Source organism: Halostella sp. PRR32, assembly GCF_034808085.1.
GTDB classification, from domain to species: domain Archaea; phylum Halobacteriota; class Halobacteria; order Halobacteriales; family Natronoarchaeaceae; genus Halostella; species Halostella pelagica.
Genome location: NZ_JAXHGL010000002.1, coordinates 181,269 through 205,488, shown reverse-complemented (window position 1 = coordinate 205,488; position 24,220 = coordinate 181,269). Strand labels below are relative to the sequence as shown.

Annotated in this window: 25 protein-coding genes; 6 read left to right on the top strand and 19 right to left on the bottom strand. The window is 63.3% G+C overall.

Annotated elements, in window-relative coordinates:
* Positions 1-47: 47 nt before the first annotated feature.
* From SM753_RS06260 to SM753_RS06200, 13 genes are all read right to left on the bottom strand, one after another.
* Positions 48-1,475 carry a sodium-dependent transporter gene (locus tag SM753_RS06260; RefSeq protein ID WP_323190954.1) on the bottom strand — a complete coding sequence of 476 codons (1,428 nt, stop codon included), beginning with the start codon at positions 1,473-1,475 and terminating at the stop codon, positions 48-50.
* Positions 1,476-1,603: 128 nt separating this feature from the next.
* Positions 1,604-2,725 carry a pyridoxal phosphate-dependent aminotransferase gene (locus SM753_RS06255; protein WP_323190953.1) on the bottom strand — a complete coding sequence of 374 codons (1,122 nt, stop codon included), beginning with the start codon at positions 2,723-2,725 and terminating at the stop codon, positions 1,604-1,606.
* Between the two features lie 60 nt (positions 2,726-2,785).
* Complete coding sequence (locus tag SM753_RS06250; RefSeq protein WP_323190952.1) at positions 2,786-3,082, bottom strand: ArsR family transcriptional regulator; 297 nt, start codon at positions 3,080-3,082, stop codon at positions 2,786-2,788.
* A 1,868-nt stretch (positions 3,083-4,950) separates the two neighbouring features.
* Positions 4,951-5,220 (bottom strand): DUF5808 domain-containing protein, encoded by a 270-nt coding sequence (locus SM753_RS06245; protein WP_323190951.1) that lies wholly within the window; start codon positions 5,218-5,220, stop codon positions 4,951-4,953.
* Between the two features lie 72 nt (positions 5,221-5,292).
* Positions 5,293-6,876, bottom strand: coding sequence for a bifunctional N(6)-L-threonylcarbamoyladenine synthase/serine/threonine protein kinase (locus SM753_RS06240; RefSeq protein ID WP_323190950.1), 1,584 nt, complete (start codon positions 6,874-6,876; stop codon positions 5,293-5,295).
* A gap of 64 nt (positions 6,877-6,940) precedes the next feature.
* Entirely contained in the window at positions 6,941-7,075 is a 135-nt protein-coding gene (locus SM753_RS06235; RefSeq protein WP_135536187.1) for a 30S ribosomal protein S27ae, read from the bottom strand.
* A gap of 1 nt (position 7,076) precedes the next feature.
* Entirely contained in the window at positions 7,077-7,391 is a 315-nt protein-coding gene (locus SM753_RS06230) for a 30S ribosomal protein S24e (protein ID WP_138798191.1), read from the bottom strand.
* Between the two features lie 220 nt (positions 7,392-7,611).
* Positions 7,612-7,776 carry a hypothetical protein gene (locus SM753_RS06225; protein ID WP_323190949.1) on the bottom strand — a complete coding sequence of 55 codons (165 nt, stop codon included), beginning with the start codon at positions 7,774-7,776 and terminating at the stop codon, positions 7,612-7,614.
* Positions 7,777-7,857: 81 nt separating this feature from the next.
* Positions 7,858-8,403, bottom strand: a complete 546-nt coding sequence (locus SM753_RS06220) for a GTP-dependent dephospho-CoA kinase family protein (protein ID WP_323190948.1) — start codon at positions 8,401-8,403, stop codon at positions 7,858-7,860.
* 4 nt (positions 8,404-8,407) lie between these two features.
* The gene (gene spt4, locus SM753_RS06215; RefSeq protein ID WP_135536190.1) at positions 8,408-8,605 is read right to left on the bottom strand and encodes a transcription elongation factor subunit Spt4; all 198 of its coding nucleotides are present in this window, start codon (positions 8,603-8,605) and stop codon (positions 8,408-8,410) included.
* Between the two features lie 2 nt (positions 8,606-8,607).
* Positions 8,608-9,177 carry a DNA-directed RNA polymerase gene (locus SM753_RS06210; RefSeq protein WP_135536191.1) on the bottom strand — a complete coding sequence of 190 codons (570 nt, stop codon included), beginning with the start codon at positions 9,175-9,177 and terminating at the stop codon, positions 8,608-8,610.
* Positions 9,178-9,180: 3 nt separating this feature from the next.
* The gene (locus SM753_RS06205; protein WP_135536192.1) at positions 9,181-9,564 is read right to left on the bottom strand and encodes a PIN domain-containing protein; all 384 of its coding nucleotides are present in this window, start codon (positions 9,562-9,564) and stop codon (positions 9,181-9,183) included.
* Positions 9,565-10,803 carry a translation initiation factor IF-2 subunit gamma gene (locus tag SM753_RS06200; protein ID WP_323190947.1) on the bottom strand — a complete coding sequence of 413 codons (1,239 nt, stop codon included), beginning with the start codon at positions 10,801-10,803 and terminating at the stop codon, positions 9,565-9,567.
* A gap of 269 nt (positions 10,804-11,072) precedes the next feature.
* Between SM753_RS06200 and SM753_RS06195 the strand changes: the two genes are divergently transcribed.
* The 5 genes from SM753_RS06195 (at position 11,073) to SM753_RS06175 (ending at position 16,174) form a co-directional block, all read left to right on the top strand.
* Positions 11,073-12,044: a winged helix-turn-helix domain-containing protein gene (locus SM753_RS06195; protein ID WP_323190946.1), complete on the top strand. Its 972-nt coding sequence runs from the start codon at positions 11,073-11,075 to the stop codon at positions 12,042-12,044.
* 94 nt (positions 12,045-12,138) lie between these two features.
* On the top strand, positions 12,139-12,438 hold the full coding sequence (locus SM753_RS06190; protein WP_323190945.1) for a hypothetical protein: 300 nt from the start codon (positions 12,139-12,141) through the stop codon (positions 12,436-12,438).
* 225 nt (positions 12,439-12,663) lie between these two features.
* A complete protein-coding gene (locus SM753_RS06185) occupies positions 12,664-13,914 on the top strand; it encodes a multicopper oxidase domain-containing protein (RefSeq protein WP_323190944.1) in 1,251 nt (416 codons plus the stop codon).
* Positions 13,915-15,138, top strand: coding sequence for a metal transporter (locus SM753_RS06180; protein WP_323190943.1), 1,224 nt, complete (start codon positions 13,915-13,917; stop codon positions 15,136-15,138). It abuts the gene before it with no gap.
* Between the two features lie 70 nt (positions 15,139-15,208).
* Positions 15,209-16,174: a DUF5787 family protein gene (locus SM753_RS06175; RefSeq protein ID WP_323190942.1), complete on the top strand. Its 966-nt coding sequence runs from the start codon at positions 15,209-15,211 to the stop codon at positions 16,172-16,174.
* Between the two features lie 54 nt (positions 16,175-16,228).
* Here SM753_RS06175 and SM753_RS06170 read toward each other — a convergent pair whose 3' ends face one another.
* From SM753_RS06170 to SM753_RS06150, 5 genes are all read right to left on the bottom strand, one after another.
* On the bottom strand, positions 16,229-17,005 hold the full coding sequence (locus tag SM753_RS06170) for a hypothetical protein (protein ID WP_323190941.1): 777 nt from the start codon (positions 17,003-17,005) through the stop codon (positions 16,229-16,231).
* A 97-nt stretch (positions 17,006-17,102) separates the two neighbouring features.
* Positions 17,103-17,294, bottom strand: a complete 192-nt coding sequence (locus SM753_RS06165; protein ID WP_135536200.1) for a hypothetical protein — start codon at positions 17,292-17,294, stop codon at positions 17,103-17,105.
* Entirely contained in the window at positions 17,291-18,115 is an 825-nt protein-coding gene (locus SM753_RS06160; protein ID WP_135536201.1) for an MBL fold metallo-hydrolase, read from the bottom strand. The genes SM753_RS06165 and SM753_RS06160 overlap by 4 nt, the downstream gene beginning before the upstream one ends.
* Entirely contained in the window at positions 18,115-19,485 is a 1,371-nt protein-coding gene (locus SM753_RS06155) for an ATP-binding protein (protein ID WP_323190940.1), read from the bottom strand. The genes SM753_RS06160 and SM753_RS06155 overlap by 1 nt, the downstream gene beginning before the upstream one ends.
* A 201-nt stretch (positions 19,486-19,686) precedes the next feature.
* Positions 19,687-21,522 (bottom strand): flippase activity-associated protein Agl23, encoded by a 1,836-nt coding sequence (locus SM753_RS06150; protein WP_323190939.1) that lies wholly within the window; start codon positions 21,520-21,522, stop codon positions 19,687-19,689.
* A gap of 435 nt (positions 21,523-21,957) precedes the next feature.
* Between SM753_RS06150 and SM753_RS06145 the strand changes: the two genes are divergently transcribed.
* Positions 21,958-23,097 carry a thiolase family protein gene (locus SM753_RS06145; RefSeq protein ID WP_323190938.1) on the top strand — a complete coding sequence of 380 codons (1,140 nt, stop codon included), beginning with the start codon at positions 21,958-21,960 and terminating at the stop codon, positions 23,095-23,097.
* On the opposite strand, the gene SM753_RS06140 is transcribed toward SM753_RS06145, so the two are convergent.
* Positions 23,094-24,176: an Lrp/AsnC family transcriptional regulator gene (locus SM753_RS06140; protein WP_138798181.1), complete on the bottom strand. Its 1,083-nt coding sequence runs from the start codon at positions 24,174-24,176 to the stop codon at positions 23,094-23,096. The genes SM753_RS06145 and SM753_RS06140 overlap by 4 nt on opposite strands.
* Positions 24,177-24,220: the final 44 nt, after the last annotated feature.

The following is a 24,220-nucleotide window of genomic DNA, read 5'->3' as shown; positions in this document are numbered from 1 at the left end:
TTATTGTGAGAAAGTCACATCCGCCCGAAGAGTACCGCAGAAAGGGGTTAGTCGCTGGTTTCGACGCTTTCCGAGGGGACTGCGCCGCCGGACATGCGTAGGTAGAGGATGAACGGAATGCCGGTTGCGAGAGTGAGTCCGAGTATCGCCGTCGTGGACAGCGAGAAGCCGGCCACACTCAGGCCGTCACTGTAGAACGAGAACAGCAGGAACAGCGGGAACACCGTCCCGATCGCGTACCGCCAGGGGACGGCGACTGCGCTGGAAACCGGACCCGCTCCGGAGAGATACTCGTCGACGGCGTCCGGACCGAGAACCCACGCTGCGTAGAACATGAATCCCATGAGGCCCAGGATCATGAGCAGGCTCACGATGGGACCCGCGATGAGTGCGAACACCTCGGCGTTGAACGCGTTAATCGCACCCGTCACGAAGACGAGAGAGAACATTCCCCCGGTAGCTTTCGACCGGTCGATGTCGAACTGGTCGACGAGATACGAGACGGGGATCTCCAGCATACTGATCGAACTAGTCAGTGCAGCCAACAGCACAACCAGGAAGAACGCGATCCCGATGAGACGCCCGGCGGGCAGATCAGCGAACGCGCCGGCGATACTCACGAAGAGTGCGCCTTCCCCGCCGCCGGTCGGACCGTCGGCGAACGTGAACAGCAGGGGGAACACGACGAGCCCCGCAACAACGCCGATAGCCAGATTGAGGATGGCGATCAGCGAAGCGTCGAACGGTAGCGACCGGTCGTCGTTGATGTACGACGCGTACGTGAGCATTGTCCCACCACCGATCGATAGCGTGAACAGCGCCTGTCCCGCGGCCGAACCGACGACTGCGAGGAAGTTGTTAGCGAGATAATCCGCGTCAAAGGAAAGGTAAAACTGATACCCCTCCATCGCGTTCGCCTGCTGTGACGCCCAAACCGCCAGACCGACGAGAAGGATGGCGATCGCAGGCATCATGAACTTCGTCGCCATCTCGATACCGTCTTTGATCCCCGCCACGACGATGAGGGCGGTTATCCCCAGAAAGATGATCTGGAACATAAACGCCGGTAGCCCGAAGTTGACGGCGTTGAAGTACGCTGCCGGATCACCAAAGTACGCTCCGGTGAAACTGCCAACGAAGTAGCGGAGGACCCAGCCTCCGACGACACTGTAGAACGAGATCAGTGCCAGAGAGGTCAGAACGCACAGTCCACCGAGTAACGACCATGCGCGTGACCCGCCAAGGGATTTGAATGCACCGACCGGGTTCAGGTTCGAACGCCGACCGATGACGAACGTCGCCACCAGTCCCGGCACGCCCACGCCGAGAACGATGACGAGATAGGTGAGCAAGAACGCGCTCCCCCCGTTCTCGGCAGTCATCCAGGGGAACCGCCAGATGTTCCCGAGACCGACAGCACTTCCGACGGCGGCTAATATGAAGCCGATACGACCTGTCCATGTATCCCGTGCCATACAAAGCCACCCATCATTACATCCAATAAAAATCTTTCTGTTCGACATAAAGACAGATGGGGAACGGTTGAAAAAAGAACTGCTGTAGGAGAAACGAACCGTGGGCGGAAAACGACGCCGTTCTACCGTTAAAAGGATGTCCGAGTGACAGATTTCATCACTTCTAACGCCTCTTTCAGTTCTTCGACACTGGTTGCATACGAGAGACGCGCGTGCCCGGCACCGTTTTCACCGAACGCGTCACCGGGAACGACGACGACATCGTTTTCCAGCATTTCAGCCGCCCAGCCATCCGGAACTTTCGGCATCGCATAGAAGGCACCTTTCGGCTCCGGCGTTTCCAGCCCGATGTCGTTCAGTCCGTCGAGAACCACGTCGCGTCGCTTCTCGAACGCGGCTACCATCTCGCCGACCGGGTCTTGAGTCCCCGACAGTGCGGCTTCAGCGGCGTACTGTGACGGTGCGCTCGCACAAGCCTGTATGTACTGGTGGACACGGAGCATCCGCTCGATCCGCTCATCGGACGCGACTACCCAGCCTAACCGCCATCCGGTCATCGAGTACGACTTCGAACAGGCGTTCACCTGAACGACGTTGTCGGTGGTTGCGAACTCCATCGGACTGCGGTGTTCGCCCTCGAAGATGATGTGTTCGTACACTTCGTCAGTCAGACAGACTACGTCGTACTCGTCGGCGATACGGGCGAACTCCCGCATATCCGCTTCCGACTGGACCGCACCGGTCGGGTTCGCAGGGCTGTTGACGACGAACATCGCGGTGTCTTCGGTTATCGCGTCCTCGACCGTCGCGGGGTCGAGAGTGAGGTCGTCTCTCAGTCCGACGGGCTCGGGCGTGCCGCCAGCAAGCAGTATCAGTTGCTTGTAGGCGACGAAACCCGGGTCCGGATAGATCACTTCGTCACCCTGACCGACGTGAGCCTCGATCGCGATGTGTAGGGCCTCACTGGCCCCGGCGGTCGCGATGATGTCGTCCGGATCGACGGCGATATCGTTGTCCCGTTCGTATTTCTCGCTGATAGCCTGGCGAAGTTCGGGTATCCCTTTGTTACCCGTGTACGAGTCGGCGAGTTCGTCCTCTATCGCGGATAGCGCCGCCTCTCTGACGTGTTCGGGCGTCGGAAAGTCGGGCTGTCCGATGCCGAGGTTGATGGCGTCTTCGCTCGCCGCCTCGAACACTTCCCTGATCCCGCTGATATCCATCTCTTCTACGCGCGTGGTGAATTCACTCATGTTGGTGATCTGTTAGATCCGAATCGGTGTCCGCTGTCGACCCCTGCAACGGCTGGGTCATCACTGTGCGAGCGATTGCTGGTCGGTTTCGATCTGATCTAGTTCTAACCTGTACAGCCGTTTGCGGGCGTCCTTCCAGCAGTGTCTGCTGTCTAGATGTCCGTTCTCGTCTAGCAGGCTAACGGCGTGGCGGACGGTGCGAGACGGCAGCAGGGTTTCCTCGATGATCGCCTGTTGGCCCAGCTCGCCGTGAATGTCAAGCACTTTCGCGACGAGTTTCACGCTCGGTGGATACTCTTCCAGTTGTGCTGCCGCGTCGTCCCACGACTGGTCTCTCTGCTGCGCATTGCCTTCCATAATGTACAGCACTAATATCATTTTCGGTGGTTAAATCCGTTGTGATCGAACAGGTGGAACTCGCAAGTCCCCGTACGCAACCGAAAGGAGATCTCGAGGCAGTTCGGAGAACGCGGTGGTATGACCGCCTCAGCCGCCAACTACCGGATTTGGTAGGCAAAACACGTCCTTGAGACCATTGTAGCAACGGATATCCAAGCAAGTAGGATCTTGCGAATCACCAGCTACCGGAACACGTTCGGTTATCCGGTGGTTTTAGCGCGTCACTCTGAGGGTACTCTGGAAACGAATGATATCCACACTCTGACTAACAATCATGTACATTCGGGACCGTTAAGATTAGCACATTCACCGCCGAAATAACAATCGAGATCCGAATTAGTAGAATACGACGTACAGTAGTGCACATCAGTCACTAGTAGTGTACAAAACGCTCCGGTTATGGTGTCCTCGAACGGAACTGAGAAGAATAACGAGAGACGCCGAACGAATAGAAACCCGGCTGAGCGTAGGAATTCGACGGGATCGATCTGTACCGTTGGTGGATCCAGTCCTGTTTCGCTTCCGTCAACGGAAACTCCAGTCGACACCGCACTCGGAACCTGCGCCTTTTCGCCTGACCGGGTTCCCGAGAGGAGTTCCTTCACCGATATTCTCGTCCCGCCACTTTTGATAGCCGGAAAAAGAGATGTAGCGTGGCTATTGGTGCAGATCTGGTAGCTCTGTTCGGTCTTCCATAGTGGATTCGAAACCGAGAGTTCGCATCGCATCTCTGTCCGAGTTACTTGTACTCTGTCTCAGTCTCAGCAAGCCACCATCGCCGTTCCTCCCCTCAGGTACGTCCGTGGCCGCTGTTGAGTGAGTCGACGAGTTCTCCCCACCCGTTATGTTTTCTGCCGCGGTTGGCGGAATTTTCGAACTGTCACACTATCACAGGCCTATGGGTGTAAAGGACTGTGACGGCAGGAAGAACGCGTTCAGAGATCGCCAGTGGCGACGAGAGACGGGAGTTCTGTCCAGTTGGCTCTGTAGGATAAACAGATCTTGAGTTTACTATATGGCAGTGTATGATATTATGAAAGTAGACAGCTATACACTCAAATAAATATTATTATACTACCAGTGACGTTTCTACTCATGTTCTACCAGACCGAACTCGGGATCTCTCAAGAAATCCTCTTTCTTTCGGCTAGCTTATCTCAGACGACGGATACAGCGTTACTATTCCCGATATACGACAGGCCCGCCATGGTCCGGTCATCTGGCCGGCATCGCGAGAGATACTGGTTCTCTCGCTACATTAGCGCCAAAACCTCGGCTCAGAGAGCGACGGTTGTCACTGAAAGCCAAGCCATATCTGATCGCACGACAGCGATTCGATCAGTGCTTGAAGTGTTTCCGTGACTACTGTATTTCGGCTCGATTGGCCAGTTTACTCCAACCGTGCTGTAAGGTGCTGTTCTGAGTTCGAGATCGGTTTGCGTCCAGAGACGTTGTCAATTGGTCAGGATTAGAACCGTTGTGTCCTTTATCTGTTATATTTGGAATAATTATACTTCTCATGACCGGTACCGATCTATTAGAATAAACTCAATACAAGTTTTATCCATTCGCCTTCCGTCAGTTTTGCTTCTATCGACCCCCACCAGTTTGGCTTCTACAGAAGATATCTTTCGCTGTTGTAATTCGACGTCCCCAACGGTCCGTACCGGACCTGTCGCTGTCGACACCCTCGTCCGTGCAGATAGATTTCGGTCGTCGCAGTCGACCGCTCGAAAACGGTGCTGTCTCATACTGTCGGCTGTACCTTCGTAACGATGCTCGGGCCTCGGGGTCCGATATTCTTCAAAGGAGTACAGCCGACAGTATCAGTCGACGACGACTTCGACCGGTTCGTCCTCGTCTGCCTCGTCCGCGGTACCGTCGCTTTGCTCGTTCCACAGCAAGACACCGGCGATCCCGAGAACGACCCAGGAACGCCAGCTAGCCAGATTGAGCGTGTATCCGATCCCGAACGGCTTCTCGACTAACATCCCGTCACCGGGTTGCCAGTACGAGGAGAGTAGGCGACTGACTGAGGGGCGTTCGAAGTTGTACGGTACGCCGAGAAGTTCGCCTGACTTCGGCTTGTCGGCCATACGAGACGTTACGACGGGCTGGATTAAGAACGTTACTAGTGGCTCACCGTTCGACGGGGCGGAGCCGCCGGTTCACTGATACCGGCCGCGGCCCTCTACCGCGCGTAACTGGGTCAGGACGCTTTTGTTACCAGTGTGGGTGTAGGCCGCTTCGAACGCCTCTCGGAGTCGTTCAGGGTGCTCCGCAGTGCCCTCGATACTCCGCTCGAACACGTGGAGGTCCATCGCGTAGTCCTCGTCGTCGTCCGTGTAGTAGCCGAGTCCGAAGTCGATGAGGAACGTCCGGTCGCCGTCGACCCGGACGTTCCGCGTCGTCGGATCCCCGTGAACGATCCCGGCGGCGTGGATGGTCGCGAGATGACGCCCCACGTCGCGGACTCGCATCTCGGTGAGATCGGTCTGAAGGTCGGCGTCTCCAACGTACTCGAAAACGATCGTCCCTTCGGCAACGTCTACGTCCCGAACGACGGGCGTCGGGACGCCCTGCCGCCGGGCCGCACTAGTGAGGCGCGCTTCGAGCACCGTCCGATCCCGCCGCAGACGAGCGTCTAACTGGGGATGGCGGTAGGATTTGGGAACGCGGCGTTTCGTCACCGTTTCCTCTCCCATCTCGACGACCGCCTCGGCACCCTGGCGCTTGCGGCCCTCGGGCGCTCGCCGACGGACGCTCTCGCCCGCGCGCCAGGTGACTGGAACCTGGTCCGGTCTGAAGTCCGGGCGTACGCGGGACTCGTCGAGCGCGACGGTGTCGCCGGCCCCGTACATCGTCGCGCCCAGCACCGCGATCATTCCGGCGTTGTCCCGCAGGAAGCGCGGGTCGGGCGCGTAAAAGTCGGCGTCCCGGGATTCGCACATTTCCGCGAGCATCTCTCGAAGCCGGTCGTTCTGGCCGACGCCGCCGCCGAGTACGAGTTCGTCACTGCCCGTCAGCGACAGCGCGCGCTCGGCGACTTCGGTGAGCATCGCGAAGACGTTCTCCTGTAAGGAGAAACAGATGTCCTCGATGGCTTCCCCCGAATCGTACGCCTGCTTCGCGGCGCTCATGATCCCCGAGAAGGAGAAGTCCATCCCTTTGACCACGTACGGCAGGTCGATGTACTCGCCGCCGTCCGCGCGCGCTTCGACTTTCGGCCCGCCGGGGTGGGACCACCCGACGTGACGAGTGAACTTGTCGATAGCGTTGCCCACGCCCGTGTCCATCGTCTCGCCGAGGACGCGGTAGCGGCCGTTGTGAAAGCCGAGGACGTGCGCGTTCGCACCGCTCGCGTTGAGACAGACCGGCGAATCGAACCCGGACTGGTGGCGGCCGATCTCCAGATGCGCGACCATGTGGTTGACGCCTATCAGGGGGACGTCGAGCGCCTGCGCAAGCGCCCGCGCCGCCGTGCCGACGGTCCGGAGACACGGGCCGAGTCCGGGTCCGCGGGAGAACGCGACGGCGTCTATCGGGCCGTCCGCCTCATCCAGCGCCGTCCCGACCACGTCGGGAATCGCGTTGGACATGTGTTCGGCGGCTTCGCTCGGGTCGATGCCGCCGCTCTCGGGCTGATACGGGTCGGTTTCGATGAACGTGGTGCCGGTCGCCGTGTCGTGTACTGCGGCGCTTGCAGCCCACGCTGTTCCCTCGATACCGAGAACGCGAGTGCCGCGGCTCACGGCTCACCTGCGGTCGTCGTTCGGCCGTCCGCGGTGCGCCTCGCTTCCGCTCGGCGCATCGCCTTTACTCCCACTCGGTGTAACTGCACTGGCCGCAGTGCAGGCGGTCGCCGTGGTCCGCGAGGAACGTGTCGCCGCAGCGCGGGCACATCTCGCGGTCCGTCGACCCGTCGTCGTTGTAGAGTTCGTGTCGCGCCATCTCAGGCCTCCTCCGCTTCTTCCGCGGTCTCCTCGTCGGCGACTATCTTGTTCCGTTCGAGCATGTAGTCCTGCTCGACGTCGCGGGCGTGGTCGGCCGTCTCGTACACTTTGGCCTCGCCGACGGTCTTGCGCATCCCGAACTTCGTGTCCAGGTTGCGAACGACGACCTCCTCGGCGTCCTTGTTGAGCTTCGCCGCGAGACTGTCGCGGACGGACAGTCGGGACGGCGTGGCTTCGTCGTGCGTGAGTTCGAAGGTCACGTCGGTACGGTGCAACATCGGGTTCTCGTCTTCGTCGATAATGTCGACATCCATGGTGTGATCAGTTACCTCTTACTTCTCCTCGAAACGGGTAAAAGGATTTCGAACGACCCCTGCGACCGTTTTTCCCAGCCCCGCTCCGCCGGCCGCTCTCTTCTCGCTGGCTCGCGACCTGATCACTCGCGGACGCTGTCGCGGCGAAACCGGCCCACAGGACAGTCTACGACGGCCGACGCGGACCGAGTGACTCATCGAGTTCTAGCGTGGCGGCTCGTCAACTCTCCCGTAATAGTCCGTAGCCGACCAATCCCGTCACCGCTAACAGCCTGACCGCGGTTTCGGGGACGTACCGAAACGCGAGCGCAAGCAGGAGCAGGAAGTTCGCGACCAACAGCGCGAGGGCGGCGTCGAGCCGTCGACGGAGGGCGGGCTCTTCCATATATCCGTACCGTTCGCGAGCGATAATAGATCTGTCTCTCTCTGCCTCCCGGCGGCGCGAGCGCGAACCGGGTCCCGCACGCTATCCGTCGAGCAGTTCCAGCGCCCGCACGTGGTTCCCGTCCATCCGCGTCAGCAGGTCTCGGAACTGCGCCCGGGTTTCCGCGTCGACGCGAACGTGGACCATCCCCTCGTCGGGTTGACCGTAAACGACGCTCGCGCCGTCGGGGGCGGCGACGACCCCCGGAAGCGTGGCGAGGTCCTCCTCGCCGTCCACGACGATAGTGGTCCGGCGCTCGTCGCCCAGGGCGTCACGTAGCGCGGTGAGTAGGTCGACAGTGAGCGTCGCTGCCGGATTGGTGACGTGGACAGTCTCGTCTTCCCGGATCGTCTCACGGACCTCCTGTTCGACCGCCTTGCGCTTGGTGCGGCCGTCGATAACGGCGACGTCCGGCGTGCGGCCGACGCGCTCGAAGTGGTAGGTAACGATATCCCCGACGGCGACCAGCGGACCGGTCACGTCAGCGAGGACGCGCTCCGGGTCTGTCTCGACGGGGCCGAGCGGGTCTTTGAACGCACTCCGGAGTTCGTCCGGCAGCCGCAAGAGCGGGTCGGACTCCTCTGGCACCACGCTATCGGACCTTCAGCGCGTACGCTCCCGGTTCCTCGACCTCCATCTCCTCGGCGATCTGGCTCACTTCGGGATGGGCGATGTACACGTACCCCGCCCAGTCTTCGGTGAGACTACTCGACCCGCAGGAGGGACAGGTCTCCACGTTCGGTTCGACGACGCGGTGACACTCGCGACAGACGAGTCGGTCCTCGGCCATCGTTACTCACCCGTGGTCGCCTGTCGCCGCTGGCGCTCCTCTTCGAGCCAGCCGTGCTTCCCGAGGCCGACCTGCTTCGCTGTCAGCCCGATCTTGCTGTCCCGAGGGTTGCGTTCGTCGATGCTCTTCGTGACGATGCGCGCTCGGACGGCGTCGTCGACGCCGAGCGTGCGGTTCGACTCGTTCGACGCGAGCTGCTGGTTCTCGGCGTCGAACGCCAGATACTCGTCCGAGATCTGCGAGACGTGGAGCAGCCCGTCGACGGGACCGATCCCGACGAACGCGCCGAACTCGACGACTTCGACGACGTTGCCGTCGACGACCTCCTGCATCTGGGGGTCGTACGTGACGGCGTCGAAATCCGCCTCGTAGTAGACGCCCGGACGGTTCGGGAGGACGGTCCCCTCGCCGATATCGTGGACGTTGACGACGCTGACGACGCTTCCCACGTCCTCGTCCATGCGCCCCTCCAGTTTCTCCTGGAGGAGACGCTTGACGAGACGCGGCGTGACGTCTGCGAGTTCTTCCGGTGGTACCTCGACGGTGTCCTTGAGCCTGACCCGTTTGTACATATGTTATGGTTGAGTGATCGCAAGTTTGTTCTTGCCCCTTAAACCAATTACTGGCACGTCCGCGTCGAGGACGCGGTCCCGCAGGGGCCGGTCGTTCGTGACGACGTAGTCGGTCGTGTCCTCTCGGGCGAGTTCGACGATGGCGTCGTCGGCGTACGATTCTTCCGTATCGACGAGCAGACAGCGGTCCGTCGCCAGGTCGTGTCCGACGCTCGCGGCGATGCCCTCCTCGCCGCCCGTCTCCGATAGTTTCCGGAGTTCCTCCGCGACGGCTTGTGGCGCAACCGGGTCGTAGCTGTCGAGGAGCCTATCGAGTTCGTCGAACAGCCGCACGTCGAGTTCGACGGGCATCATGAGCGCGTTCGTATCGAGGGCGACGGTCGTCATCTACCCGGTTAGCGTCCCGATGCCGATCAGCCGCCACCGCGCGCCGATACGGCGATTGATCGCTATCTTCGCGCCCTCTTGAGCGCAGACGGGCCGTTTCAACTGCACCTCGGCCTCGTCGCCGCGGGCGCTCGTCACTGACCCGACAGTGGTCGCCGTCCCGATGGTCATCATCAGCGGTTCGCCGGTGCTGATGTCGTCGACTTCGCCGCCGTCCATGTCGCCGACGATGCGGTCGAGCAGGTCGACGTCCATAGTGAAAGAGTCCCACGTCGGCGGGAGCGAACCCGGCGGCCCGGCGAGTTGCCCGGCAAGCGCGTCGCCTTTCGTCAGACTCGGGTCGAGACCGGTACCGACGCCCAGCAGTCCGCCGGGAGTCACCTTGTCGACCGTCTCGCCGCCCGCCTGCAGCGAGCGGATGGTCGTCGTGATCGGCTGGTACTCCGACTGGCCGCCCGTTTCGACCTCGCGTCCGGGGCGGACCTCGATCTCGTCGCCTTTCTCCAGACCGCCCTTGACGAGGCTTCCACCGAGTACGCCGCCGGACAGTTTCTCCCAGGTCGTTCCCGGGCGGTTGATGTCGAAACTCCGCGCGACGTGCATCTGCGCGTCCACGTCGGGGTCCCGTTCGGGCGTCGGGATCTCCTCCTCGATAGCGTCGATGAGGAGGTCCACGTTGACCTCCTGCTGGGCGCTGATCGGCACGATGGGCGCGCCCTCCGCGACGGTGCCCTCGACGAAGTCCTGTATCTCCTGGTAGTTCTCGCGTGCCCGGTCCGCGTCGACCAGGTCGACCTTGTTCTGTGCGATGACGATGTTGTCGATGCCGATGATGTCCAGCGCGCTCAGGTGTTCCGCGGTCTGGGGCTGGGGGACGGGTTCGCTCGCGCTCACGACGAGGACCGCACCGTCCATGATCGCGGCACCCGATAGCATCGTCGCCATCAGCGTCTCGTGGCCCGGCGCGTCGACGAACGAGACGGTACGGAGTACGTCCGTCTCGACGTCGTGCTCCGAACACGTCTCCTCGACGGTGAACGCTTCCGGTTCATCGCCTTCCGGGCAGCGGCGGAACGTCGCGTCCGCGTAGCCGAGACGGATAGAGATTCCCCGCTTCATCTCCTCGCTGTGCTGGTCCGTCCACTCTCCGCTCAACGCCTGGACTAGCGTCGTCTTACCGTGATCGACGTGGCCGACGAGTCCGATGTTCACCTCCGGTTGTTGGTGTGTTCCTGGCATGTGACCTCCTGAAGTAATCTTGTAGTGATTTCGCCCCGAACGACTGATAAACCTACTGTTCTCGTGCGGGTCGCGGCGGGCCGTTCGTCCGTCCCGTTACATCCGACCGGGCCTCCGTATACGATTCAGTGCTGGCTGGGCCGATCCAGCCCTGGCCCCGACCGGTCGAATTCAGTTTCCGGAGCGTCGAACGCGGCGGAAATAATAACTGCCATTACATGAATGTAATTTAGCGAACGTTTTAGGCGGTGGCAGTAGATCACCCTCGTATGAGCGAGGCCAGCGAAGCGAGCGAAACTGTCCTGCAGGACTGCGACGACTGCATGACTCCAGCCGAGGCGTTCTCCGTCATCGGAAACGAGACGCGACTGGAAATCCTCGAAGCCCTCTGGACGGCCGAGGAGCGACCGGTGTCGTTTTCCGACCTGCGGAAACGCGTCGGAATGCGTGACAGCGCGCAGTTCAACTACCACCTCGACAAACTCCGCGGCCAGTTCGTGCGAAAGACCGAGGACGGCTACGGGTTCCGACACGCCGGCTGGGCGGTCATTCACGCCGTGCAGGCGGGATCGATAAACGAGCATCCACGCATCGAACCGTTCGGCGTCGAGGGCAACTGCGTCGACTGCGGCGCGGGACTGCAGGCCAGTTACGACGACGAGCGGATCGTAGTCGACTGCGAGGAGTGCGGGCGAATTCACGCCAACTACCCGTTCCCGCCCGGCGGTCTCGACGACCGTACGACCGGCGAGGTGATGGCCGCGTTCAACCAGCGCGTCCGGCATCTACACTGCCTGATGGCCGACGGCGTCTGCCCGGAGTGCAGCGGCACCGTCGAGACGACCGTCGAACGCGACCCCGCGACCCTCGAACTCGACGTGGCGGTCCGCCATGAGTGCCAGCGCTGCCGACATCAGCTGACGACCTCTATCGGTCAGGTACTGCTCGACCACGCGGAGATAGTCTCGTTCTACCGCGACCACGGCATCGATCTGAATCAGGTTCCGTTCTGGACGCTCGCGTGGTGTACAGACGACGAGTACACGACTGTCGTCTCCGAGGACCCCTGGCGGATCCGACTCGACGTCCCGGTCAAATGCGACGAAGAAGGCCCAGCCAGCAGCCGTGACGCGCCCAGTTCGGGAAGCGGCGAGACGCTCTCGCTCACGGTGGACGACGACCTGACCGTCACGGAAGTCGAGCGAACGCCGGTCGGCGACGAAGTCCGGACGACGCCCTGAACTACTGAAAGGATTTTCAGTAAGCCGGGCTACAGAAATGTTCTTCAGATTATACTTTAGTCGTTGGGGGTTCTCTATCTATCTGTGAAGACCGATGCCTGCTAAACACACTTCAGTACGACGCGACCACAGTTCGAGAGCCGTCCGAACCGGCGCTCCAGTAAGCAGCGTCGGCGAAATAGTCCGCCGAGCGAACCGCGCGCTGGTCGGCCTGTTCTGGGCCGCCGTCGCCGCGCTCACCGTCGCCGGCGGCGTCGCGGTCATCACCTCGTTCGAGGGCGCTGGCGCGTTCGCCATGGTCGTCGGAACGGCCGTGTTGTTCGTCGCCATCGCCGCCGTCCCGTTCGTCGCTGTCCGTGCCGTCGTCGCCGCGCTGTCTCGCTCGCAGGGCTAACTCCCTGCCTGATATCGACCGTTTTCGCGCTTTCTCGCCAACGTTCCAGTCGACGCGGTTTTCGCTTACATCACAGCGCAGCCCGGAGTTTTGAGTACCGGCAACATCTAGTTAGGACTCCTAAATATAATATTTAGACTAGTCTAATTTCGATATGGCACAGACTCGACGGACTGTCGACGACAGTATCGATTCGAGAACGGATCCTCGATGTGGAGAGAGATCGTGACGGGTATCGATTACGACGACGCCGAGACGCTTACGGCGGCGCTGGAAGACCGCCTGACGGCGACGCTCGCTCCGGATACCGTCAGTCGCCGGTCGGTTCTCGGCGGTATCGGCGTCGCCGGAAGTGCCGCCCTCGGCCTCTCCGGAACGGGCGCGGCGGACGGCGACCACGACGACGATGAACACGGAAACTTCGGCCCGAACGGCGAGTATGGGGACGAGAATTTCGACCCGCACGACTTCCTACGGACGTTCAACACGGGCGGCGAGGGCCAGGACAACGTGAACGAGAACGTCTACGAGGAGGACGGACAAACGGTGCGACACTTCACGCTCACCGCCGTGGACACGACGATCACCATCGCGCCGGGCGTGGAGTTCGACGCATGGACGTTCAACGGGCAGGTCCCCGGTCCGACGCTCCGCGTCGTGGAGGGCGACACCATCCGGGTCACGTTCGTCAACGGGAGCTCACACGCTCACACCATCCATCCGCACGTGAAAAACGTCGATCCGCGGATGGACGGTACCCCGCAGAACGGCCCCGGCGTCCTCGAAACAGGCGAGGAATTCACCTACGAGTGGGAGGCCCAACCGGCAGGCCTGCACTTCTATCACTGTCACTCGCTCCCCCTGAAAGAACACTTCCACCGAGGCCTGTACGGGGTTATCGTCGTCGACCCGGACCCCGATCGGGTCCGCGAAAATCCACGCGAGTACGTCTCCGGAAACCGTCCCGTCTCCGACGAATACGCCGCGGAACTCGTCGAGACGGCCAAAACGCGCAACCACGAGTACTCCGAGAACGCCCGCTACGACGAGATGGTGATGGTGATGAACGGGTTCGACACCAACTTCGACGGCGAGAACGAGGTGTACGCCGCCAACACGCGCGCATTCGCCTACGGCGTCGGGTCGACCGACGCCAACGGTGAGTGGGAAGCCGGCGAAACGATCCGTCCCATCCAAATCGACAAGAACCAGCGCCAGCGCGTGTACTTGCTCAACGCGACGGAGTTCGACCCGATCAACTCCTTTCACACGCACTCGCAGTTCTACGATTACTACGACCACGGGACGACGCTAGAACCCACTCACAGCACCGTCGACACCGTCATGCAGTGTCAGGCTCAGCGGGGGATACTCGAACTCGACTACTCCGACCACGAGCAGGGTCTGTACATGTTTCACGCCCACCAATCGGAGTTCGCCGAACTCGGCTGGATGAGCTTCTTCGAGGTGGTCTGAATGACGGACGCAGACGCTTCCACGGACGGCGGCACCGCGACGGACCGCGTGAACGTGCCTTTCGGTCTGCCCCGATGGGTGGCTGCAGCGGTGCCGTTGCTGCTACTGGCGCTCATCGTGGGATGGTTTCTGGTCGCACCGCCGTTAGGCGGCGTCCAGTCCGGCGAACCGCTGCCGGACGTGACGGTGAGCCACGCGACGCTCCCGGACGACGGCACCGTCGTGTTACACGTCGTGAACAACGGTCCCGAACCGGTGACGGTCTCGCAGGTGCTTGTCGACGAGGCGTACTGGCAACACACGGTGACGAGCGGCGGCGAAGAGACGCGAACGCTCGCACCCGGACAGGGCGCGACGGTGCGGGTCCTCTACCACTGGCAACCGGGATGGGATCTCGACGTCGCCCTCGTCCTCTCCGACGGAACGACGGTCCATCACGACATCGAGGCACCGCAACCGACGCCCGGAATGACGGCGGGAACGCTCGGGACGCTCGCGCTGGTGGGACTGTTCGTCGGCGTGATCCCTGTTGCGCTCGGCATGCTCTGGTTTCCGTTCATGCAGGGTATGCGCGACCGCTGGCTCCACGCCGTGCTCGCCTTCTCCGCGGGCGTCCTCGCCTTCCTCGGCTTCGACGGCGGCTTCGAGGCGTTCGAGGTGGCGCAGGATATCCCCGGCGCTTACGAGGGCCACCTGCTGGTCGTCCTCGGTGTCCTCGGAGCGATGCTCGTCGTCCAATCCGTCACCGCCTGGAGCGCCGACGACCGAGGGAGCGGCCTCGCTCTTGCGTACATGGTCGCCGTCGGTATCGGCCTCCACAACCTCGCAGAGGGACTCGCGATCGGTAGCGCGTTCGCGCTCGGTCGGATGTCCCTCGGCGCGTTCCTCGTCGTGGGGTTCATGATCCACAACGTCACGGAGGGACCGGCCGTGGTCGCACCGGTGGCCCGCGGCGAGCGCCCCGCGCTCGGGCACTTCGTCGCCATCGGCGCGATCGCCGGTGCGCCGGTCATCCTCGGCGGCTGGATCGGCGGATTCGCCTTTTCGCCGACCCTGGGTGCCTTCTTCCTCGCACTCGGCGTCGGAGCTATCGCGCAGGTCGTCTGGGAGATAGCCGACATGGTCCGCGACCGAGGTGGTCGCCTCGGTAGCGCGACGAACGCCATCGCGTTCCTCGGCGGCCTCGTCGTGATGTACGCAACTGACCTGTTAGTGATGATCTGACGGCCGTTCGACGGTAGGCCGACGCCGACTGACCGCGACCCTTTTTTCGTCCGCGCCCCTCTCTCCAGTCGTGCGAGAGTTCGGGTTCGAACTGGCGCTGTGTGCCCACTTGGAGGACCCAGAGACGCTCGTCGCCCGACAGCTAGGCGGCGGTGTCGCCGCTCCCGGGAACCGTATCCTCGATGTCGTTACCGTGACCCCTGGTCCGGAGTTCGACGCCCGAACGGAGATAACGCCGGCACGGATCCCCGCCCTCGCCGTCGAGAGCGACGTGGGGCCCGGCCGCTTCCAGTACTGGAAGGACGCGTTCGACTGCCACCCGGACCGCGCCCGCGACGTGGTCGACCGCGCCGTCGATGTCGGCTTTTTCGAGCGAGAGCGACGGGGCAACCGCGACTACGTCCGACAGGTCGCCCGGTATCCGGACTGGTTCGGCCGGATCCGGGCCATCGAAAACAAACCCGATCTCGGCTCGCCGGGCGCGCTCCGTCGCCAGTTACGGACGGATGTCAGCCTTGCTCTCGCGGACGAAGTCGTCCTCGCGACCGAGAGCCACGTCACCCGTGCGCATCTGAACCGCATCCCCGACGAGGTCGGCGTCTGGCGGTTCGACCCCCCCGACGGCGTCGAGGTGGTTCAGCCGCCGACGCCGCTTCCCGTCGCTGCGGGTGGTATCGAACTCGTCGAAGAACACCCAGGTCGCGCCGAGATACGGCCAGTCACCGCCGCAGAGAAAGCTCAGTACCGTCGCCGCCTGGCAGAACGCGCCTACGGCAAGGGGTGGCGACCCGACGAGTTTCCGGCCTGCCGGCGGGCCACGGTCGAGCGCGGCGGCGTTCCGCGCTGTGACTGGCACGGCCGCGTCGTCGACCCGGGAAACGAATGCGGACCGGACTGTCCGGGGTACGCACCCGACGACGGCCCCACTGTCGACGCCGCCGCCGAACGCGCGGACCGGTCACCGTGGGTCGACGACCCCGACGGCGTCGCGCGGCGACAGGCGGGTCTCGACTGGTTCTCTTATAGTGGTCACTGAAAATCAATACACACCTGATCGCACGAAAGCAATGCGATCAGCGTGTAAATCGTTTCAGTGACTACTATTGCTCTGTGCCTCGTCGAGCCAGTCCGGCTCTTCGACCGTCGTCGACCCGATGTCTCGCGTCGCGTAACGGAGTGAGAGTTCCTGGGTCGAGTCGGACTCCCGGGTGTAATCGACGGTGTACTCGTACATCACGCCGTCTTCGGTCACGAGCAGCGTCGCGGAGAGGTCACTGATGTTGTCCTCGCTGGCGTCGGTCGGCAGTGCGCTGTAGTTGGCGACGCCGGTCGCCTCGTACCGGGTGACACCGACGCCCTCGTGGGTTTCGGTGCCGCGCTGTTCCCACTCGAAGGCGTCGATGTTGTCCGTGTTGACGGACGCAGACGCGGTCTCCGCGTTCTGAGTCGTCTCGTACCGTGTGTCGCCGCCCTCGGGGACCACCTTCTCGTAGGTGACATTATCGGCCATGTACCGGTAGGTAGTCCGGTTGCCGAACAGGCTGGCGGACTGGACGACGTACTGACGGTCGTTTTCCAGGTCGACCTTCCCCCGGGTGTCCTGCGTGATCGAGGACTCGTCGCTCGTCAGCGAAATGTTGACCTCGGCTGTGTACGATCCGGCCGAACGGAGCGTGTCGCGGTGGCTCTCGTTCAGCATTTCGCCGGTGAGTTCATCGCCGGATTCGGTGTACGGTTCGACCCCGCTATCCCCGTCGTCGTTCCCGAAGATACCCGTCACGCCGGAACAACCGGCCGTGAGGACGATCATGGTGACGAAAAGCGTCGCGAGGATTCGTCGAACGGACTGCGTTTTCGAGCGTTTCATAATCTGATTGGCATTTCGTCCGGTTTTATACTGTCGGTTTTTCCTCCGGGCGGACGTACCGAACTCGGCCCCAGATCGGCGGGAGAGACGGCACGATTCACGTCTCTTCGGCCGCGAACTCTTCGCTGACGTACCACAGGAGAGCGAGGACCATCGCCGCACCGGTGACGACGACGCCGAGGCCGAACCAGTCGACGCCGCCGCCCGACAACAGCGACCCGAGGACGTAGCCGGCGGCGACTACAGCGACGAGGCCGACCAGCCGCGATCCCTCCCGCAGGCCGCTCACAGTTCGTACACCTCTCCGTCGACCGCGAGCGGTTCCTCGAACGCCTCCGCGGCCGGATAGAAGTGTGCAAGGTGGACCAGTCGGGTCCGGGCGGCGTCCAGGTCGTCGGCGAGCGCCAGCGCCCCCTCGCGAGTCATGTGTTTCGTGCCGAACGTCCGCGGGACGCCGTCCGCCCCCTCGTGACGGCCGCCGAGCGGGTGATGCTCGCAGAGACTGGCGGGAACGATAGCGTCCGCGAGCAGGAGGTCGGGGTCCGCGAGTCGCTCCCGGGACTCGTCCGGGATAGCGTAGTTCGTATCGCCCGAGAGCGATAGCTTCGCGCCCGTATCGGGGTCCTCGACGACGACGCCGTAACAGACCAGCGGCGGGTGGTCGACGGGAACCAGCGTCACGTCGAAGCCGCAGGCCCGAAACGTCGACAGCGGCGACCGCGGTTCGACCGTCACGGCGTCGAGATAGTCGTACTTCCGCTCGACCGTCTCCGCGACGCTCTCACCGGTTTCCGGGTCCGTCTCGTCGGCGGCGTACACCGGTACGTCGTCGAGCAGGCGGTATGCGTTGCCGAGTCCGTCGAGGTGGTCGAAATGGACGTGTGAAACGAGGATACCGTCGGGCAGGTCGACGTCCTGCGTGAGAAACTGGTGCCGAAAGTCCGGACTGGCGTCGACCAGCAGCGACTCGCCCGTTCGGTCGTTGCGGACGTGGACGGAGAACCGGGTTCGTTCGACTCCCATCTCCGAGGCCTGCTCGCACGTTTCGCAGTCGCACCCGGGGGTCGGCGTCCCCGTCGTGTCGCCGGTGCCGAGCAGGGTGACTCGCATCAGTGGTCGTGAGAGTGGTCGTGTCCGCTGCCTCCATCACTCGACCCGCCGATGTCGCCGCCGGCGACCAGCGCGTCGTGGTCGCCCTCGATCATGTCCATGTTTTTCAGCGTGTCGCGCTCCTCGAAGTCGGCGACGGCGTCTTCGAGGTCCTGCTGGGTGAGCGTCGTCCGCTCTTCGGTCAGCGCGTCGAGCACCGCCTCGCGGAGCACCATCCGGAGGTCGCTGCCGGTCAGTCCCTCCGTCAGGTCGGCGATCCCCTCGGGGTCGAACTCGTCGATGTCCATCGCCCGGGTGATCACTCTGAGGATGTCCGCCCGCATCCCGAGGTCCGGTTTGGGGAAGTTGACGATCTCGTCGAACCGCCGCCATGCCGCGGCGTCTAACTGGTCGGGGTGGTTCGTCGCGCCGATGAGCAAGACGTCGTCCTGGATGAGACTGATGTCGTCGATGCTCTTGAGCAGGGTGTTGACGGCCCGCTTGATAGCGGCGTGTTCGTCGGACGAGCGGGTTTTGGCGACGAAGTCGAACTCGTCCATGAAGAGGATACAGGGCGAGAGCCGCTTCGCTACCTCGAACACCTTCTCGACGTTTTTGGCCGTCTCGCCGAGATACTGGCTCGTGATCATCGACAGTTTCACCTCGACGAACGGCAGGTCGAGGTTGTGCGCCAGCGCCCGGGCGGACGACGTCTTCCCCGTCCCCGGCGGGCCGACGAACAGCAGTTTCCCTATCTCGCGGAGGCCGATCTTCGCGAGGTACTCGCGGTGTTCGATGGCTTTGACGATCTTGTTGATCTCCGCCTCCTGGTCCTCCGTCAGCACCAGGTCGTCGAGCGTCATCTCTATCTCCTCCGGCGCGCGGATGTCGACGAGGTCTAACATCTCCTCCTCTTCCTCGTCGTCGAAGTACTCCTCAAGCAGGCTATCTATCCACACGCGGTCGGCCTGGATCGGTCGGTTGGCCTCCCGCGCGCTTTCGTACTCGACATCCACGCCGTCGGCTCCCTCGAAGTAGTACGCGAGCGTCGGATTGCTCCGGATCCGGGCGTCGTCTGCCCGGTCGAGAAACCACTCCTCGGCCATCTCCGACTCGCTGAGCGAGATAGAGCCGGTGAACTCGTCACGTTCCGTAAACATGAGGTCGGAGACGGCGTCCCACGGTCGTTCGATGCCGGTCGCCGACCGCGCGGTATTGTTGGTCACGGACAGCGGCCGTTCGATGCCGCCCGGTTCGTCCTCATCGTCGCCGCCGGTCCAGAACACCTTGCGGTATCGCGGCGGCAGGTCGTTCTCGTCTAAGCTTCGTTCGTCGTCGTACACCCGGGTCGTCAACAGGAACTCGACGACGTCAAGCGCCCCGTCCTTCATTCCCCGAAGGGTTGGGACGGGGGAATCTTAAGGCCGTCGAAGCGCGCAAGCCACTGAACCGCCGGACAGCGTCAGGCTGTTCGCGCCAGCAGTCGGCCCGTCCTGCGTCGCGGTCGTCCGTCGGCTCTCTCCGTGCGGTCGTCCGGTAGAAATTGTCCCTCTCGCGGTCGTCCGCTGCTCTCTCCCGTACTCGATACCGCTTTACTCCTCGTCGAGATACGCCTCGTCGATGAAGATCACGAACGGGCTACCGTGTAAGTAGCGCTGGAACTGGTGGGCTCGGTAGCCGTCTAGCTTCCGCTCGTAGGCTCCGGCGTCGTTCCGTAGCGAGATGATAACCGGCGGCGGGTCCTCGTCGAACTGGCTCGCGTTCGTCGTGCTTTCGACGACGAGTTCGGCGTCGGTCTCGTCCCGGTTGTACTGCTCGGCCTCGAGATACCACGCGACAGGCAGCCTGTCGAACCAGCCGCTCGGTCGAGCCGGGGGCTGGTCGTTGATGGACTCGTTCCGCGCGTTGAACTCGGACCCGTACCACATCACGTCGACGCCCTCGTTCTCCCGGCTTATCTCGTAGACGGTGTTCAGCGTGGGCTTCAGGTCCGAGGACGACTGGGCGTACTGGACGAGTTCGTTGTCGGGGTCGGTCGGGTTCCGGTAGTTCGTCTCCATCACCGCCCCGCCGACCTGCGCCGTCAGGAGCAACAGGAGGATGACCGCCGCGGAGACGCCCACCCCGTCGCCGTCAGCGTACGCGTCGACGCCCCAGCGCCCGATCAGTGCCAGCCCGACCGCGGCGGGCAGAGCGAGCGGGACGAGGGCGTGGATGGTCGCCCACGGCGCGGGAATGTCGGTGATGATCGGATAGCCGAAGACGCTCACCGCGCCGATGTACCCGCCCAGGGCGACCACGTCGCGTGGTCCCCGCGACGAGTACCGGTCCGCGACGAACCCGACGACTGCGAGCGCGAGGAGGACAACAGCGCCGTCCTCCATCGTGCTGACGTAGTCGTTCCAGTAGTAGAGGAACTCGTGGTCCTCGCCGGTCCCCCACTGATGCTGGAACTTCCGCCAACTGACGAGTAGCGCGTCCTCGACGACGGCGACGAACATGCCCGGTCGGCCGGCGGCGAGTTCCTCCAGCGACCAGTACAGGCCTATCCCCTCGGTTCCCCCCGCTATGTGGGTCGGATAGTCCGGGTAGCTCCCCTTCCGCGGCGCGTAGAAGAACACGACGACCGCGAAGAACTCGGCGACGACGGCGAGACTCAGGAGGAGTTTCGTCTTCCGGGCGCGAACGGCGTCGGGGAGTCCGGCGAGTAGCCGCCCGCGGTCGTCACGACGGCGAGCGCTGACGGGGTCGAACGTCAGGGCCGCCGCGGCGTACCGTCGCAACTCGCCGTACGGGTTCCGGTCGCGAACGCGGGCGAGAAACAGTCTGTGGTCGAGCAACAGGACCGCAGCGCCGAGGAGACAGAGCGCGTACACCAGCGCGTTCTCCTTGGTGGTGTACGACAGCGCGTACGACGCCGTCGCCGCGAACAGGTAGCGGTGCTTGCGCGTGTCGTACCACCGGACGAACAGCCCCAGCGCGATGAACGTGAACGCGGCGAGCGGAATGTCGCTCCGCATGAACCGCGAGTAGTAGAGGAGGATGGGGTTGAACGCCAGTACGACGGCCAGCGCGACGACTTCGCTGTCGCGCAGGCGGTCGCGGAACAGCCACGCGGACAGCGGCAGGCAGGCCCCGATCAGCGCGGTCGAGAGCCGCATCGTGAAGTCGTTGGCCCCCAGCGCGGCGAACACCTTGCTGTTGACCAGCGGCAGAAACGGCCCGTGGACGATGGGGCGGTACTCGTGAACCCCAGTCACGGCGTACCGGACCGTCCAGTAGGCGACGCGGGCCTCGTCCTGATGGGCGACCCGCGCGCCGAGGTCGTAGAGGCGGACGACGAGTCCGCCGAGCGTCACGGCGAGGAGGGCAACCGCCGTCCCGCGGCGACCCGAGAGGGCGTCCGGCAGCGAGAACCGGTCGGTCATGATCGTGCCGAGATCAGTAGCGGATAAATGGTTTGTGTGTTGTGATGCGCTCTCGGCGGACCACCGAAAAGGGAAAATACAAGATCCCCCGGACTGGATAAAACGCGCGCCAAGCGATCCGTACGTGATCGAATCCACCCATCTACCGAGTCTGTTCTAGGGGTTGGCTGTCCTGGCGTTCTCCGTCGTCGTCTATTTTCGGTCATTGGGAACGTTTCACGGCCTCGAGTCGCCCCTGTGGGCGACTGCGATACTTCTCTCCGGGAACCACGACCTGTTGTGGGGGATCGCGGTGACGCTGCTGTTCGCGGGGAGGGCGATAGCTCGGACGAGATACGGGGGCGGCCCCCGAAACAGTCCGTAGGCGGTCAAACTCCTTTCGCAACCCTGCTGGTTTTATGCCCATTTAAGTTCGTGAGGAACGTCGATTCGCGCATGGCAAGCGACACGACGCCCGTCATCGTGCGGGCGTACCGAACGCCGCAGGGCAAGGAGGACGGCGTCTTCGCCGACGTGCGGAGCGAGGACCTGTCGATCCCGCTGATCAACGAGATACTCGCCGACACCGGGCTCTCCGGGGAGGAGATAGACGACCTGATGTGGGGCTGTGCCCAGCAACGCGAGGAACAGGACAACAACCTCGCACGGGTGATCGCGTTGCTCTCGGACCTCGGCGAGGACGTTCCCGGTACCACGATCAACCGCTGGTGCGCGTCGTCGATGCAGACTATCATCTCCGCGTCCGACGCCATCCGCGCGGGCCAGCGCGACGCCATCATCGCCGGCGGCGTCGAGTCGATGTCCCGCGTCGAGATGGGCGCGAGCCACGGTTACATCCACCCCCGGATGGCCGAGGAGTACAACGTCGGCGAACTCCAGATGGGGATGACCGCGGAGGAAGTCGCCGAGCGGTTCGACGTTTCCCGCGAGGAGCAAGACGAGTACGCCGCTCGGAGCCAGCAGCGCGCCTGCGCGGCGACCGAGGAGGGCCGCTTCGACGACCAGATAATCCCCATCGAGACCGAGGACGGTCTGGTCGAGGAGGACGAGGGCCTGCGGCCCGGCACGACGAAGGAAAAACTCGCCGAACTCCCGACCGTGTTCAAGAGCGAGGGGACCGTCACGCCGGGCAACGCATCCCAGATCAGCGACGGGGCGGCGGCGACGCTCGTGACGAGCAAGGCGTTCGCAGAGGACCACGGCCTCGACATCATGGTCGAAGTGGGCGCGAACAACGTCGTCGGCGTCGACCCCCGAATCATGGGCGTCGGTCCCGTTCCGGCCACTGAAGGGTTGCTGGAGCGGACCGGCCGCGACATCGACGATTACGACCTCGTCGAACTGAACGAGGCGTTCGCCAGCCAGACGGTGTACAGCCAGCGCCAACTCGGCGTCCCGGACGACAAGTTCAACGTCAACGGCGGTGCCATCGCCATCGGTCACCCGCTGGGGACCAGCGGTGCGCGCCTCCCGGTAACGCTGATCCACGAACTCATCAGGCGCGACGGCGACCGCGGCCTCGCGACGCTCTGTGTCGGGTTCGGACAGGGCGCTGCTATCGAGTTCCAGCGTTAAACGATGTCCTCGTAGCGCGCCCCGGTCTGTTTCAGCGTCTCCGTCGAGTAGAGGCGCTCGTGGTCGTAGGGGAGGTGTTCGGCCGCGAGTTCGTCTATCTTCTCGTCGACGGCGTCGGGGTCGCGGCCGTGTATCATCGTGAACACGCTGTAGGGCCACCCCTGTTCCTCGCGGCGCGGTCGGTGATAACACAGCGTCACGTAGGGGAGGCTGCCGACGGCGGTACCGCGGTCGTCAAGGTCCTCGTCGGGCACGTCCCAGACGACCATACAGTTGCTGTCGAACCCGGTGACGACGTGGTTGACGACGCAGCCGATCCGCTTGATACAGCCGTCATCGCGCAGGCGTTCGATGGCCGCGAGAACGTCGTCGACGCCGGCGTCCAGCGCGTCCGCGACGTCCTCGTACGGCGTCGCAGTTAGCGGGAAGCCGTCCTGTATTTCGAGGAGGAGGTTCCCCTCGAATTCGCTCAGGTCGCCGGCAGCGCTCTCGCTGATCCGGGTTGCGTCGACCGACGTCCCCCGGAGCGCTTGCGGAGTCTCTCCGCTCGCGGATCCCGCGGAGCGCGGCTCCTCGCCGCTCTCTCTGGCGAACCGGTCGCGGTTCATCACGGGAAACTCCAGGTCGATGTAGTAGTCCGTCAACATCGGGAGGTTCAACACCTCACAGCCGGTCCGCTCCGCTATCTCGTCGAGGATCTCGTCCCGCCGATCCAGCGAAGCGGCCGTGACGACGAACCACACGTTCCACTCGTGGTCGCGCCGATAGTTGTGGTTTACCTGCGAATACCCGTTTATCGTCTCGGCCACCTCGTCGAAGCGGTCCTCGGGGGCCTGGACGGCCGCGAGCGTGGAACTGCCGATCACCGGCGGGTTCAGGACGGGGCCGAACCGCCGGAAGATGCCCTCCTCCGCGAGGCGTTCGACGCGGGCCAGCGCGTCCGTCTCGTCCGTACCGATAGCGTCGCCGACGGCCCTGAACGGTCGCCGTTCGACGGGGAACTCGCTCTGAAATCCGTCGACGAGTTTGGCGTCGCAGTCGTCGATACGCTCGCGCCAGTCGCCCGACTGGAGGCTCATTGATCGATATGAGGGTTGGGCGAAGGTACCTTTTTCGGGTCGCT

Bases quoted from the DNA above. Each gene is read 5' to 3' on its own strand.
- SM753_RS06260 (WP_323190954.1), bottom strand. From the start codon at position 1,475: ATGGCACGGGATACATGGACAGGTCGTATCGGCTTCATATTAGCCGCC.
- SM753_RS06255 (WP_323190953.1), bottom strand. From the start codon at position 2,725: ATGAGTGAATTCACCACGCGCGTAGAAGAGATGGATATCAGCGGGATC.
- SM753_RS06250 (WP_323190952.1), bottom strand. From the start codon at position 3,082: ATGGAAGGCAATGCGCAGCAGAGAGACCAGTCGTGGGACGACGCGGCA.
- SM753_RS06245 (WP_323190951.1), bottom strand. From the start codon at position 5,220: ATGGCCGACAAGCCGAAGTCAGGCGAACTTCTCGGCGTACCGTACAAC.
- SM753_RS06235 (WP_135536187.1), bottom strand. From the start codon at position 7,075: ATGGCGCGACACGAACTCTACAACGACGACGGGTCGACGGACCGCGAG.
- SM753_RS06230 (WP_138798191.1), bottom strand. From the start codon at position 7,391: ATGGATGTCGACATTATCGACGAAGACGAGAACCCGATGTTGCACCGT.
- SM753_RS06225 (WP_323190949.1), bottom strand. From the start codon at position 7,776: ATGGAAGAGCCCGCCCTCCGTCGACGGCTCGACGCCGCCCTCGCGCTG.
- spt4 (WP_135536190.1), bottom strand. From the start codon at position 8,605: ATGGCCGAGGACCGACTCGTCTGTCGCGAGTGTCACCGCGTCGTCGAA.
- SM753_RS06210 (WP_135536191.1), bottom strand. From the start codon at position 9,177: ATGTACAAACGGGTCAGGCTCAAGGACACCGTCGAGGTACCACCGGAA.
- SM753_RS06205 (WP_135536192.1), bottom strand. From the start codon at position 9,564: ATGACGACCGTCGCCCTCGATACGAACGCGCTCATGATGCCCGTCGAA.
- SM753_RS06200 (WP_323190947.1), bottom strand. From the start codon at position 10,803: ATGCCAGGAACACACCAACAACCGGAGGTGAACATCGGACTCGTCGGC.
- SM753_RS06195 (WP_323190946.1), top strand. From the start codon at position 11,073: ATGAGCGAGGCCAGCGAAGCGAGCGAAACTGTCCTGCAGGACTGCGAC.
- SM753_RS06190 (WP_323190945.1), top strand. From the start codon at position 12,139: ATGCCTGCTAAACACACTTCAGTACGACGCGACCACAGTTCGAGAGCC.
- SM753_RS06180 (WP_323190943.1), top strand. From the start codon at position 13,915: ATGACGGACGCAGACGCTTCCACGGACGGCGGCACCGCGACGGACCGC.
- SM753_RS06170 (WP_323190941.1), bottom strand. From the start codon at position 17,005: ATGAAACGCTCGAAAACGCAGTCCGTTCGACGAATCCTCGCGACGCTT.
- SM753_RS06160 (WP_135536201.1), bottom strand. From the start codon at position 18,115: ATGCGAGTCACCCTGCTCGGCACCGGCGACACGACGGGGACGCCGACC.
- SM753_RS06155 (WP_323190940.1), bottom strand. From the start codon at position 19,485: ATGAAGGACGGGGCGCTTGACGTCGTCGAGTTCCTGTTGACGACCCGG.
- SM753_RS06150 (WP_323190939.1), bottom strand. From the start codon at position 21,522: ATGACCGACCGGTTCTCGCTGCCGGACGCCCTCTCGGGTCGCCGCGGG.
- SM753_RS06145 (WP_323190938.1), top strand. From the start codon at position 21,958: ATGGCAAGCGACACGACGCCCGTCATCGTGCGGGCGTACCGAACGCCG.
- SM753_RS06140 (WP_138798181.1), bottom strand. From the start codon at position 24,176: ATGAGCCTCCAGTCGGGCGACTGGCGCGAGCGTATCGACGACTGCGAC.